A 13,845-nucleotide genomic window follows, 5' to 3' on the forward strand; every position below is an offset into this window, starting at 1 on the left:
TAACTCTTGAACTTTTTCTCGTTTGAACGATTCACTAAAAATCCGTCGTTGACGAATCTTTAAATTTGTACTTTTTTTAGAATCTGATTTCGATTTGCTCATAAATAAGTTGATTTTTTGTCAACCTATTTTAGGCAAGCACAATTCCTCACTCAAAACTCACAACTCATCACTCTCTACGCTTCTGCTACTGATTTTCTTGGAAAAGATTTCAAGGCGATTAATAAAGCAATAATCGTTAAGACTGCTGCCATCATAAATGCTGCCCCTGGGAAGAAAACAGGTGCATTTTCTGCTGAGAAATAAGCAAATAAATTGGATGCTAACAAAGGTCCGAAGATAGTTGTTACACTTTGTAAACTGGTTAAACCTCCCTGCAATTCTCCTTGCTCATTAGCAGGTACTTGTTTCGAAATTATACTTTGTAATGCTGGTCCCGCAATACCGCCTAAGCCAAAAGGAATCATAAAAGCGTACATCATCCAACCTTTGGTAGCTAATGCAAACAAGGCAAAGCCTGCTGCATAAAATAACAAACCTACCATCACAGAATTTCTATCTCCTAATTTTGGATTAATGATTCTGTTTAAACCTCCTTGAACAATGGCAACAACTAGCCCCACAAACGATAGTGAATAACCAACTTCTGCTAAAGTCCAATTAAATTCTTTCATGGTGAAATATGACCAAGTGCTTGGGTGTGTTTGTCCTGCTAATTGCAAACAGAAAAATGCACCTACCAATCCTAATACTACTGGGTAGCGACCCAAGCTTTTTAATGAACCTACTGGATTAGCACGTTTCCAATCGAAATCTCTTCTATTTTCTACCTTCAATGATTCTGGCAATACAAAATACCCGTACAACCAATTCAACAATGTTAAAGCGGCTGCTACAAAAAATGGTACTCTCACGCCGATATCCCCTAATACGCCTCCAATGACTGGACCAATAATAAAACCAACCCCAAAGGCAGCGCCAATCATCCCAAAGTTTTTAGAGCGGTTTTCATCATTTGAAATATCAGCGATGTAAGCTGAGGCTGTGGTGAAGCTTGCCCCTGTGATTCCTGCAATGATTCGCCCAACAAACAACCACGCAATGGTTGGTGCAAAACCCAGCAGAATATAGTCTAACCCAAAGCCAAAAAGTGACCCTAAAATAATAGGGCGACGACCATACTTATCACTTAGTCCACCAAGAATGGGTGAAAAAATAAACTGCATACAAGCATAAGCGGCCATCATCACACCTGAATATTGTGATGCTTCGCTAAGACCTTTACCAGTAAGTTCTTGTAATAATTTAGGCAAAACAGGTATAATAATCCCTATTCCTAAAACATCAATCAATATAGTAATGAAAATAAATACAATAGCAGGGTTTCGTTTTGCTGACATGAGAGAAGAAGTGGATTCACAGATAATAATTATTCAGCAAGTTAAACATTTTTTTATAAAAGAGACAGCCTTTTACATAGAAGGCTTCCCTCACTTAGGCATAATATAACACAAAGTTTATCTACCAAAATAGGTGAAATTATATACGTCAATCAATTATTTTTTTATTTTGATAACCAGCCAGAACTCCTTGAAATTCAATACCAATATTGTGTCACTAACGTTTCTGAACCTCACATGATGATGTACCTAGCTTGTTTAAGCGATAAAGGTTGTATAGTTTTGTAAAAATCAGCTAATATTATTGTTGAAGCTGTTTAAACTTTCCCTTTCGGGTTAAACTAAGTCTTTTAGAATAGCTTGTTCCAAAATTTACTCAACGTAGCGATGCTATGCTTCCCAAATTTTGAAAAAATCAATTCTAAAATACAATACTTTCACCTCAGAAACCGAAAGTTTAAACAGCTTCGTAAACAATAGATTTAAAAACCAATCTATTTTCCTTTTTTGCTTTGCGGTGTAAGTCCTTTCAAGCTTCTGTAAGCTAAACATAAGTAACTAAATCCTTGCTTATTATTTTTGTTAAAAACATGAAAAAACTATCAAACTTATTTGTAGTCATTTTAGTGGCTTTGGTTTCTGCGTGCGGTGTTACGCCAGATATTCAACCAACAACAGTGAATAATACTTTACCTGCTGCAACGGGCGGACTAGATGTCACCTTTACAGACCCAACTATCAATGCAACATCATCAGTTGTAGCGGCAAATGGGGATAATGTAAACGTATCGTTATTAATCAAGAAAACAGCATCAGGGGGCAAACCTCGTATCCTTCGGGTTTTCGTAGAAACCACTGCGAATTATCGTCCTGCCAATGCCACCCCTTTGTTCGAAATTAAATTGAAGAATAAAGACGAACAAACACAGACGATTGACTATACTGTTTCGCCTACGTCAGGAAAAGTTTATATTCATTTTGATGTATATGATAACACTTCAACCGATGCTAATAGTACTTCTGCGAATGTAACGCGTAGAACCTTAGTCGTAAATGTTTCTTCTGAAGCTCAAATTGCTTCTTGGCCTTCTATTACTTTGGGTGCTCAATCGAATGCAGCAGGGTCAAGGGTAACTTCAGCTACAGGTGATATTTATAAAGTATGTGATTTGGATTCAAACATGAAGTATGTGGATATTACGTATGCATCTGTGGGTTCACCTGTCAAATCAACGTTGATGTCTAATCCAGCCAGAAGTGCTAGCTTTAGTTTAAGTACCACAGCTACTGCTACTGATTGCTCAGGTTCTTACACGGGCGGAGGTTCAGCTACGTATTTTGCGTTAGCGCCTACTTCTGTAGATTTTGCCACTGCCAATGATGTAACATTAGGAGCTTTGAGCATCTCTAATACTGCTCCTCAATTCATTGCTGTTGAATCAGGCAAAGTGTATGCTTTCTTGAATGGTAGAGGGAAAAAGGGGCTGGTTAAAATCAATAATATCGTAGCGGGTGTAGCTGGCACTATTGATTTCGATATTAAAGTGCAGAAATAAAAATTAGTACACATAAGTATATTTATTTCCCTAAAAACGATTGTAGCATTTACTACAATCGTTTTTTTTGTAGGGGTATTTCGTATTTACTTTGTCATAACATAGATGACTATCTCGTATTAGATTACTAAGGAATAATGATTAGATCAATGAAACGTTATTTCTTAAAAAGTCTTAAATAAAGCTTCTGTACTTACAGCTTTCTTGTTTGATATTAGTTAAGCAAGTACTTTCGTCATCAAATAAAAACACTTAAACATTCAAATCATCTCTTACACTATGTCAAACAAAAAAACACTCATGCTTGTCATGTTATTTTTCATGATAAGTTTTCTCTCTAAAGCCCAGTATGAAAAAGATACTAAATTTTGGCAAGTACAAGGTACCTTCAGTGGAAATATTGCCACTACCAACACTAAAGGAGCTGCCATTTTTACTACTGACAACGCTATCCACAATTTAGCCCTTACTTTTAAAAGAGCTGTATTTACTGAGGATTTTTTGGCTAAGGGATGGCTGTTGGATTATAACCTACAATCAAACAGTTACGCTAGTAATAATATATCTTCAAACAACAACTATTTTCATACCATAAAAGCTGGTTATTTTGTGGATAAATTTAAGCCCTTGAATAAATCATTAGCTATTTATGGAGAAATCGAAGGAAAAGTAGGTTATGGATTCAGAACTGGCAATATTAACTACACTTATGACTACAATACTTATCAGCTAGAAGTGGGGGTAAACTTCGGCGTTCGTTATTTCTTAAAGAAAAATCTGTTTATCAACGGGCAAACTTCTTTGGTAAATTTGAATTTACAACATTCTAAGATAGGAATAGAACAACAGACGAATTTAAACCTCAATAGTATCATGAATGTGAATTCATTATCCATTTCAATCGGCAAAACATTCTAAACCTTTATTAAGATGAAATCAAACATAAAATTAATATACATTTTTGTGATAGTATTGTTAGCTAATACTTATTCAAAAGCTCAGTTTAATGCTGGCGACTCTTTTTTACAAGGCTCATTCAACGTTCAACAGCCCTTAAGTTCAAGCGATAATTTTTCGACACAAAAGAACTATTCAATTGGGGTAGACTGGGGGAAATATAATACTAAAAATACAGCCAGTATTCTTTCACTGAACATCAATTACACGAATCAAGATTATCAATATTCAGCAGTTCAAAGCAAGGCTCTGAATATCAGTTTAAACAAAGGTCATGAATATTATAAAAATATCTTTGGAAAAATTGGCATTTACGGACGTATTATGGGAGGAGTAAATTATGGAAATCTGCAATCTACAACATTCCAAAGTAGTTCTTCAATCGGTTATACCCAACAAACTATTAATAGTATTGGATTAAATTTGACCGGAAATGGTGGAATAATGTATCGTTTGAATGATAAATGGGCATTCACGGGAAACTTGCTCAATTTGAACGTTGCTAGTGTAGGCTACTCATGGACAGATGGTAAAAGATCTCCTCTTCAAGGAGGAAGCTCAGAAAACTTCACCCAAAAACAGTTTGATTATAATTTCAGTCCTAAAGTTGCTTTCTCGTATGGTTTAGGGATAAGGTATATTATTAAGTAAGCGTGATGACTTGTGAGTGATAAATTTTCCTATTAGGGTGCGACTTAAGTCGCACCCTAATAGGAAAATAACGTTTACTCCTCTGCTTTCAATACCTTAATATCCTCAATCAAATGCTCGATATCTAAGGGGATTGTTCCATTATAAATTCCTCTTATTCTTAGTTGCTTATCTACCAATATAAAGTTTTCAGTATGCAAGAAATCATTTTCTTTCCGCTGAACGCCTAAATTTTCATCCGCAAAATATGATTTCCTCGCAAGCTGATAAATGGCTTTTTTGTCGCCTGTTAATAAATTCCATTTTGGCTTATTTATTTTATGGGTTATCGCATAATTCTTTAAAACACTTACACTATCTCGATTAGGCATGACACTGTATGACATTATCCGCACGATACTATCATTAGGAAAAGCTTGTGATACTTTTTGCATAGATTCCATCAGTCTCGGACAAAGACTTGGGCAAATCGTAAAGAAAAAATTGGCTACATGTATTTTCCCTAATAAGTCTTTCTCGTTGATACGCTGATTGTCTTGATTCTGAAATTGAAAAGGAGCAAGTTTATGAGATACCTCCTCAGCATGCCAAACAGCCGTAAAATCAGGCGTATTATAAAAAGGCAGTTGCTCTTGTTTAGGACTTTTACAATTCCAACAGATTAGCGCAATACCCAAGGCGATAATGTAGTTAGTTTTCATTCGTAACTGATTTTTCATTCTTACCCATACAGCCTTTAGCACCCAATAAGCCAAATCGCCGACCATTTTTCACTTCATAGTTTGCTTTTATCTTGCCATCATCAAACCACATTTGCTGTACACCCATCGGTTGTCCATTTTCATCATAATTGCTTATCGTAAAAAGCTGACCATTCGGATACCATTCTTTGTGTGTTTTGATAGGTACGTCATTGTCAAATTGGTATTCAAATCGTTGTTGTCCGTTCTCCCACCAAGCTTCATGTTTACCTGTTTTATGATTCTCTGTAAAGTACCTCCGCTCTTGCATCTGTCCATTTTCAAACCATTTCTCTGACAAGCCATCTAATTTTCCCGCTGAAAAATATTGTCTTGACTGTATTTGATGGTTTGCATAAAACTTCAAAACTATTCCAGTAAAAGGCTCGTCTTGATAATACAGGTATTCTTCTTTTTGATGGAATAGTTTATCATCCCAAGAAATCTCCTCTTGGGATGACTGGCAAGATACCGTAATAAAAAGCAATAAAGTGATAAATTTTAACATTGAAATGAAATAGCCTTCGGTTTAATAGCCCTTCTAATTTACTTACTCACTGTTCCTGATGTTCCATAAAAGCCTGTTCCATTGATATAAGGGTCTGCATCGGTGATGTGATAGTGGTAAATACCCGCGGGGAATTCGGCAGTAGCATGCGAATGCCCATGCAAATTATCTAAATCAGCATTGGTTACCGCTTTTCCATTTTCTACTGGTCCATATACAGGAAATCCATCGAGTAGTAATCCTAAAAAAGCACTTTTCCCATTTTTAGTGGTTAGGTAAGTAGGCTCTTGATGATAATGATATTGACCCGTTTGTTGGGGATGTCCCAAATATTGGTCAAAAGAATTTATTTCATTGGTCAAAGGCTGATTAGGTCCTGCATATTGATTGAAAAAAGGAACACCATTCAATGAAACTCCTATTGGCCCCAAAGGCGTAGCTGCTGAAGTACTAGCTTTGCTTGGGTGTAAGGGTATTTTAAAAACCAATGCTTGCTCTGAAATGCTATTAGGATTCAAGTTAAATTTCGTATTAGTGCCATTATAGGCTTCATAACGAGCATCTGTTTTGGCAAAATACGGACTCTTATGGTCAGGAATACCATTGCTCCTAATCACCAAATAATCTCCTTCCACGGTGGCAGTAACACTGACACCCGAGAACTTATTTTTAATGACCGATATATCTACATCAGATGTTGTAGTGGTTGGTGTGACGCTAGTATCGTCGCTTTGTTTGCAAGCTAGGAAAATAATTGAAAGCACGATTAATGAGTAATACTTCATAGTTTTAATGGGTTAAGTTAATTATTCTGGTCTTCTTCCTTCAGGGCCTCTTGGTGGCGGAGGTCCACCTTGATGGCTCATTTTAACTAAAATCTCTGATAATAAATGGTCTAGCAAGATTTTTTGGTCTTTGTTACAAATAGTATTTCTCACTTTCTTGAAATGATTTAACGTAATTACATCTTGCTTGACAATAAGTTGGGAGATTTTCTCCGATAATTCCCGTGTTTTTACAGTATCTTCTGGCGAAGCTACCATCTGGAATAGCTCACTTTTCAATGGCAATATTTCGTCATTAATTGCCCTCAAGTCACGTTGATGTTCATCAATAAGTACGTCATACTGCTCGCTCTGAGCCTTGTTAAATTGAAGTGTTTTCTCTACCAACTTTCTAACTTCTTGTCTCTCAGGATGTGGAGGTCTTCTGTGAGAAAACCAAACCGTTCCTAATAGCAGGATATTCATTCCCACCAAAAAGCCGATTATCCAATTATATTTATTTTTCATGGTTCATACACATTTTGAATACCTGATATGCCTAAATAATTGCCTAATTCTTCTTTAGTCATGGTAGGCTGACTATTGTTTAAGTAAATTTTACTAATCGTCACCATATTAAACCCCACAATCAACATACATACCGCTAGTTTTGCATAACTCATCCAAGGCATAATGATTGGCAAAGGACGCTGATTGATGCGATTTTTGATTTTGGCATACAAAAACGGATTCGACGGTACTGGCTGAATCTTATCAATACTTTCCAGTGTTTTGAATATTTCTTCTTCTATATTTTTCATACGGCCCTTATTTTTCAGTTTCGTAATATTGTTTTAGTTTCTTCTGTAAGCTTTGTTTTGCCCTAAAAATCAATGATTCAATGGATGAAATGCTCAACTCCATCACTTCTGCAATTTCTTGATAACTCAATCCATCAATTTTATGAAGCGAAAACGCAACCCTTTGTCGTTCGGGCAATTCATCTATTTTACTAAACATTAAGTTGGTTCTTTCCTTATTTTCAAGCAATACACCAGGGTGGTCTGTTTCGATACTGCCTACTGATTGTATTTGGTCTTCTAAGCCAAATAAGGATAAAACAAAACTCAGTCGCTTCTGCCTTTTTTGTTTTCTCAGATAATCCAAAGATTTAGTCACCGCAATTCTATATAAGAAAGTAGAGACCTTGGCTTCGCCTCTGAAAGAATGAATCGATTCGTAAAGCTCAATAAAAACCTCTTGTGCTAAATCTTCAGCCTCCTCGACATTCCGCAGAAAGCCTAGACAAGTATTAAATACTTTGTCTTGGTACTTTTCCACTAAAAAACGAAAAGCTGCTTCATCAGCATTTTTTAACTTTTCTAACAGTTCGGTTTCAATCATTAGCAATAATCGAGGTTCATTTATTCTTTAGATGTCATTGATAAAAAAAACTTGCGGTGGATGTTGATTTATTTTTGAATATTCTATAACAGTTTGTATCAAATACAGTTTTATGGACTAAAACCCCATAAGGTAAGGTAGCCATAACGAATTCAATAGTTTCTAGTATTTCTTGAATGTTTTACAGTATTTTGCACTATTATTTTCATAAAATGGAGCCTACAAATAAACACATAGCACTATGGAAATCCTTTCAAGAAGGTGATAGTAAAGCACTTGGGCAACTTGCGAACAATCATTACAAGATACTATTTAACTATGCCACTAAGTTTACTAAAGATAGAGAATTAATAAAAGACTGTATTCAAGACTTGTTTTTGTATCTCTGGGACCACCGAGAAACATTACAATCGTCGCCATTTGTAACAATTTATCTATTAAAATCCCTCAGAAATAATCTTTTCAAAAAACTTAACCATGAGAAAAGAAATCATTCTGATGATTTAGATAGCGATTTACCTTTTACCGAAGGAATTAATGCTGAGTCGGAACTGATTGAATCAGAATTATTTGTTGAAAACGAATATAAACTTAAATCAATCCTTTCTTCACTCCCCAAACGCCAACAAGAAGTTATTTTTTTAAAATTCTACGAAGCCTTGAGCATTGAAGAAATCGCTGAGATTATGGATATGAACAAACAGTCTGTCTCTAACTTATTACATCGTGCTATTATTAACCTAAAAAGCAATTGGTTTCTTGCCATACAGTTACTTTACTTTCTTCACATAAAAATTTAACTATTCTTTCCAGTTCTTCTGACCACTCTTTCATGAAGCTTTCAAAAAAATAAAAAAATATTTCCTCTCAAGTGAGTATCAATGATTGGCTATTGGCTATTTCAAGTATAGAGCAAAATAATACAAATTATTCAATGTTTGATTACAGACAATATACAGCCGATCAATTCGCATTAGATATAAGTTTCAGGAAATGGGTTTTGAAAAATTCACCAGAAGATGTAGCGTTCTGGGAAAATTGGCTATCCCAAAATCCTGATAAGGCATTAAGTATTCAAAGAGCCAAGCAAATTGTGCTTGCGTTTAAAAATGCTCAAGAACAAATAAACGATGACGAAATTGCTGAAGCTATTGCTAAAATCGTAAACATAGCCGAACAAAGAAAAATCAAAAAAGTACACTTCATCAACAGTATATTATTTAAAAGAATAGGGCTAGCAGCATCTATCCTACTGATTTGCTTAGTAGGTTTTGTAGTTTTTGATAAATTAGCAGAAAGAGTAACGCCTACTTATAGTAATTCTGTAGCGAGAGTAGCCCAACAAACTACATTTATTGAAGTAAAGAATACCTCTTCAAAAAGTCAATTAATTACGCTATCAGACGGTAGCTCTGTTGTTTTGCAGCCAAATAGCAAAATAAGTTATCCAGAAAAGTTTACAGGACAGACCCGTGAAGTAGTGTTATCTGGAGAAGCTTTTTTTGAAATTGCTAAAAACCCAAACAAACCTTTCTTGGTATATGCTAATGAAGTAGTAGCCAAAGTGTTGGGAACAAGTTTTACTATTAAAGCTTTTGAAGAAGATAAACAAGTTCAGGTATTTGTAAAGTCTGGTCGAGTATCAGTTTTTTCTCAGAAAAATGCTTCTTTTGTAAATCAACAGCATAGCAAAGTACTATCGGGTTTATTGATTTTACCTAATCAACAGGCCACATTTATTCGTCCAAAATGGCAATTCAAAAAGGCTGAACTTACAGTACCACAAATTGTAGCACTTCCTATTATTCAAAGACAAAGTTTTGTTTTCAAGAACGAACCTATCGTTGATGTCTTTTCTATTTTAGAAAACTCATACGGCATCGAGATTGTGTACGACAAAACACTGATGGCTTCGTGCCAATTGACGGCTGAATTGGGTGATGAACCTTTATTAGAGAAAATTAATCTTATTTGTAAAGTACTTGAAGCCAAATATGAAATGAAAGAAGGAAAAATCTTTATAGAAGGGAAAGGCTGTAATTAAAGGCGCTAAAGGTGCTGAGGCGCTAAAGGATTTTATATTCAATTAGTAAATAATTTCAAACCGTATAAATAAAACAATCACTCAAAACATTAGACAAGCAAATCAAAGTGAAGTAACAATTCAAACAAATTTCCTGTAAAAAAAAGCCGATGATGCTACCAACATCATCGACTTAACTATCCCTAAAAGTGCTCAAGCTTTCAAACATCAATTATTCTTTTGATGCAGGGATTCTTTTGTGTCAGTCGTTCAAAACTAACAACTCAAAATTATGTCAAAAAATCGACAATTTAACAAGATTCCGATCAAGATCATGCGAATCAGTTTATTTCAAACTATTATAACCTTTCTGTGTATGTCGTTCGCTAATGCGGCCAATACACATGCACAGGAAATACTTGACCAAAAGGTAAGTATCAACATTAGTCAACAAGAAGTTGAAAAAATTCTTGAAAAAATAGAGAGCGAGGCCAACATAAAGTTTATGTATAGTCCGCAGCTAATTATGGCTAATAGAAAAGTTAGTATTGTTGCCACAAAAGAGAAACTCTCTACCGTATTAGAAGAGCTACTAAAGCCTCTAAAAATTAACTATGAGGTAGTTGGCAGAAAAATTTTACTAAAAAGAGCTACTAATAAAACATCCCCCAACAGCGAGGCTGGTAATAATTTTGGTTTGTTGGAAAATAATATAGACCAAACTATTAAAGGAAAAATAACGGATGCTGAAACCAATGAGACCATTGCAGGTGTAAGCATTGCCATCAAAGGTACAACTCAAGGAACTACTAGTGATGTTGATGGGAATTTCTCGTTGGTTGTTCCTAACGAGAAAGCTGTTTTAATCATTACTTCTGTAGGTTATGACCTACAAGAAATAACGGTGGGCAATCGCTTTGCTATCAATATTAGTTTAGTACCTGATACCAAAAAGCTTAATGAAGTAGTAGTAGTTGGTTATGGTACACAAAAAGTAACTAATGTTTCAGGGGCTATCTCAACCGTTAAAGGAACAGATATTGAAAAGCTTCGCCCTGTTCGTCCTGAAGATGCCTTGCAAGGTAGAGCTTCAGGTGTTACTGTGATTTCAAATGGTTCGCCTGGCTCTAAACCAACCGTATTAATCAGAGGAATTCCTTCATTTTCGGGTACGGATCCAGTAGTAATAATTGATGGAGTACCTCAAACATTGAATGATTTTAACTCAATCAATTCTGCTGATATAGAGTCGATGAATGTATTGAAGGATGCAGCCACAACAGCAATCTACGGAGTAAAAGGTGGGAATGGTGTAATAGTAGTGACTACTAAAAGCGGAGGTAGAAATCAAAAAGCGGAGATTTCATATAGCAGTAATTATGGTGTTCAGCAAGTAATGAAAACTATTGGTGTTTTAAATGCTACGGAATACGGAGCAATTTTGAATGAAGGTAGTACGGTTTCAGGTGGAGGATTGATTTTCAAAGATTTATCTACTTTGGGTGTTGGAACAGATTGGCAAAAACAAATTTTTAAAAATGCACCCTTACAGTCACATAACATTTCAGTAAAAGGCGGTAGTGATAAAGTTCAGTATTTTCTTTCAGGAGGTTACCTTGGGCAAGATGGTATTGTGGGTGGCGGAGCTAATTCAAATTTTAACCGTTTGAATTTTACCACTAACCTCACTTTTCAGATTACTCCAAAAGTAAAATTCTTGGCCAATACCAGTTATGTAAACATAAAAAACGTTGGTCTTCAAGAAAACTCTTTTAATTCAATCATTGGTAGTGCTTTAAATTTTGACCCTACCGTTTCTGTTTTAAATACAGTACCTAATACTGTTGGCAAATACGGTTACAGTAATTTATTATTATCCGAAATTTTTAATCCATTAACGAAACTAGATAATAACTACAATAACAGCAATGGCAATAAATTATACGGAAAGTTAGAACTACAATATGAGGTAATTAAAAATCTGACTTTGTCTTCGCGTTTTGGTTACACCAATTACAACAATACATATAAGTCATTTACACCATTGGCTTTCTATGGACCTTTGAATGTTGAAAACACGATGAATGCTGATGGTTCAACCGTTACTGGCAGACATAACAGTGTTTATGAGTCAAAAAGAACAGATAATACTTATACTATTGAAACCTTTGGTACTTATAATTTCAAAGTTAATAACGATCATAATTTCGAAACCGTACTAGGTATATCATTCGCTAAAATAGCTGGTGATGAAATCAATGGTTCAAGACAAGATGTTCCTTTTAATTCATGGACATTTGCCGATATTACCTCAGCAACAGGTATTAACACAGCTACCAATACCAATGCACAAACAATGGGTAATTCGCAGTATTTCAGAAAAAACCTTTCTTATTTTGGTAGAATAAACTACGACTATAAAGACAAATATCTAGTATCCTTTTCGGCTCGTCGTGATGGTTCTTATGCCTTCGGGATTGATAATAAATTTGCCAATTTCTATGCTGGTTCTTTGGGTTGGGTAATTTCCAATGAAGATTTTTTCAATATAGATTTCTTGAATTATCTAAAAATAAGAGGAAGCTATGGTTCTATAGGTAATGAAAACGTAAATCCACAATATGTAGGTATCATTTCTGGCGGACCGAGCTATGCCTCAGATGCCAATAGTAATGGTTACACTTTTGGAAACACTTTTACTCCTGGGTCAACGGTTGGGTCTTATGCCAACACTACCTTGCGCTGGGAAAAACAACTACAAAGTAACGTAGGGTTTGATGTACGTTTTGGCAATAACAAGTGGTCGTTATCGGCAGATTATTTTGATAAATCGGTAGATGGATTATTGTTTACGCCTTCTATATCATTGTATTTAGGTGCGGCTTCGGCACCAACCGCCAATATTGGTTCAACCAAAAGTAGCGGGGTAGATCTAAATTTTGGTTATAATGCTGAAATTATAAAGGATTTAAAAATCAATACTAATATTACCTTCACAACATCTAAAAACTTAGTAACAGCCACCAATTCAGACGGAACGGCAATTATTCCGGGTGGTTCGTATTTCAACGGTCAATCACAAACGGCTACTCGTTTCCAACAAGGCTTTGCTCCTGGTTATTTCTATGGTTTTAAAACCAATGGTCTATTTCAGAATACATCTCAAATTGCAGAAGCACCCAAACAGTCAGGGGCTGTTCCTGGAGATATTCGCTTTGTTGACGTTAATGGCGACGGACAAATTACAGATTTAGATAAAACCCAAATTGGAAATCCTTTCCCAGATTTTACGATGGGTTGGAATTTGGGATTAAGCTATAAAAATCTAGACCTAAATGTATTTACCTATGCATCTATCGGTAATGACATCTACAGAGCTTACGAAAGGAATGCGATTTATTCAAACAAATTCAGGTCTGTATTAGGACGATGGACGGGCGAAGGCACAACCAATAATGCCAATAATCCTCGGTTTTCATTTGTGGATGCCAATAGCAATATCAGGGTATCAGACCGATATGTTGAGGATGGCTCTTTCGTAAAAATTAAAAACATTCAGATTGGCTATACGCTTCCAAATACCATTGTACCGAAAAGAATAGTGAATAAAATACGCGTTTATGCCCAAGTAAAAAATGCGTTCACTTTTACAAAATATTCTGGCTATGACCCTGAAATTCCGGGCGGTGTACTAGATACAGGTGTTGACCGTGGAACCTACCCTCAAGCTAGAACTTGGTCTGTTGGGATAGATGTAAAGTTTTAACTAAATGCATGAAGTGCAAGGCTTTAAGCAATAAGCCTCAAAATAGAAATTAGTCAAAATAAATGTTTAAGCTAAC

At 35.4% G+C, this 13,845-nt stretch carries 13 protein-coding genes; 6 read left to right on the forward strand and 7 right to left on the reverse strand.

The annotated features are described in order from the left end of the window. Positions 1-176: 176 nt before the first annotated feature. A complete protein-coding gene (locus VB264_RS06115) occupies positions 177-1,400 on the reverse strand; it encodes a TCR/Tet family MFS transporter (RefSeq protein WP_323247662.1) in 1,224 nt (407 codons plus the stop codon). Positions 1,401-1,990: 590 nt separating this feature from the next. On the opposite strand from VB264_RS06115, the gene VB264_RS06120 reads away from it, so the two are divergent. The 3 genes from VB264_RS06120 to VB264_RS06130 all read left to right on the forward strand — a co-directional run bounded on the left by VB264_RS06120 (position 1,991) and on the right by VB264_RS06130 (position 4,564). After that, positions 1,991-2,956, forward strand: coding sequence for a hypothetical protein (locus tag VB264_RS06120; protein WP_323247664.1), 966 nt, complete (start codon positions 1,991-1,993; stop codon positions 2,954-2,956). 279 nt (positions 2,957-3,235) lie between these two features. Continuing rightward, entirely contained in the window at positions 3,236-3,874 is a 639-nt protein-coding gene (locus VB264_RS06125) for a hypothetical protein (protein ID WP_323247666.1), read from the forward strand. A 12-nt stretch (positions 3,875-3,886) separates the two neighbouring features. Next, a complete protein-coding gene (locus VB264_RS06130) occupies positions 3,887-4,564 on the forward strand; it encodes a hypothetical protein (protein ID WP_323247668.1) in 678 nt (225 codons plus the stop codon). 74 nt (positions 4,565-4,638) lie between these two features. Here VB264_RS06130 and VB264_RS06135 read toward each other — a convergent pair whose 3' ends face one another. From VB264_RS06135 to VB264_RS06160, 6 genes are read right to left on the reverse strand one after another with little or no spacing between them, the layout of a single operon-like run. Continuing rightward, positions 4,639-5,265, reverse strand: coding sequence for an SCO family protein (locus tag VB264_RS06135; protein WP_323247670.1), 627 nt, complete (start codon positions 5,263-5,265; stop codon positions 4,639-4,641). Then, complete coding sequence (locus VB264_RS06140; RefSeq protein WP_323247671.1) at positions 5,255-5,812, reverse strand: toxin-antitoxin system YwqK family antitoxin; 558 nt, start codon at positions 5,810-5,812, stop codon at positions 5,255-5,257. The genes VB264_RS06135 and VB264_RS06140 overlap by 11 nt, the downstream gene beginning before the upstream one ends. A gap of 38 nt (positions 5,813-5,850) precedes the next feature. Then, entirely contained in the window at positions 5,851-6,597 is a 747-nt protein-coding gene (locus VB264_RS06145) for a YHYH protein (protein WP_323247673.1), read from the reverse strand. A gap of 21 nt (positions 6,598-6,618) precedes the next feature. Then, positions 6,619-7,104 (reverse strand): hypothetical protein, encoded by a 486-nt coding sequence (locus VB264_RS06150; protein ID WP_323247675.1) that lies wholly within the window; start codon positions 7,102-7,104, stop codon positions 6,619-6,621. Beyond that, positions 7,101-7,397: a hypothetical protein gene (locus tag VB264_RS06155; protein ID WP_323247677.1), complete on the reverse strand. Its 297-nt coding sequence runs from the start codon at positions 7,395-7,397 to the stop codon at positions 7,101-7,103. The genes VB264_RS06150 and VB264_RS06155 overlap by 4 nt, the downstream gene beginning before the upstream one ends. Positions 7,398-7,404: 7 nt before the next feature. Continuing rightward, positions 7,405-7,980 carry an RNA polymerase sigma factor gene (locus VB264_RS06160; protein ID WP_323247679.1) on the reverse strand — a complete coding sequence of 192 codons (576 nt, stop codon included), beginning with the start codon at positions 7,978-7,980 and terminating at the stop codon, positions 7,405-7,407. 212 nt (positions 7,981-8,192) lie between these two features. Here VB264_RS06160 and VB264_RS06165 point away from each other — a divergent pair, with 212 nt between their 5' ends. The 3 genes from VB264_RS06165 (at position 8,193) to VB264_RS06175 (ending at position 13,769) form a co-directional block, all read left to right on the forward strand. Further along, positions 8,193-8,780, forward strand: a complete 588-nt coding sequence (locus tag VB264_RS06165) for an RNA polymerase sigma factor (protein WP_323247681.1) — start codon at positions 8,193-8,195, stop codon at positions 8,778-8,780. A 134-nt stretch (positions 8,781-8,914) separates the two neighbouring features. Beyond that, complete coding sequence (locus tag VB264_RS06170) at positions 8,915-10,024, forward strand: FecR family protein (protein ID WP_323247683.1); 1,110 nt, start codon at positions 8,915-8,917, stop codon at positions 10,022-10,024. A 355-nt stretch (positions 10,025-10,379) separates the two neighbouring features. Continuing rightward, positions 10,380-13,769, forward strand: a complete 3,390-nt coding sequence (locus tag VB264_RS06175) for a SusC/RagA family TonB-linked outer membrane protein (protein WP_323247685.1) — start codon at positions 10,380-10,382, stop codon at positions 13,767-13,769. Positions 13,770-13,845 lie beyond the last annotated feature (76 nt).

It is taken from the genome of Arcicella aquatica (assembly GCF_034928825.1).
Classification (GTDB): domain Bacteria; phylum Bacteroidota; class Bacteroidia; order Cytophagales; family Spirosomataceae; genus Arcicella; species Arcicella aquatica.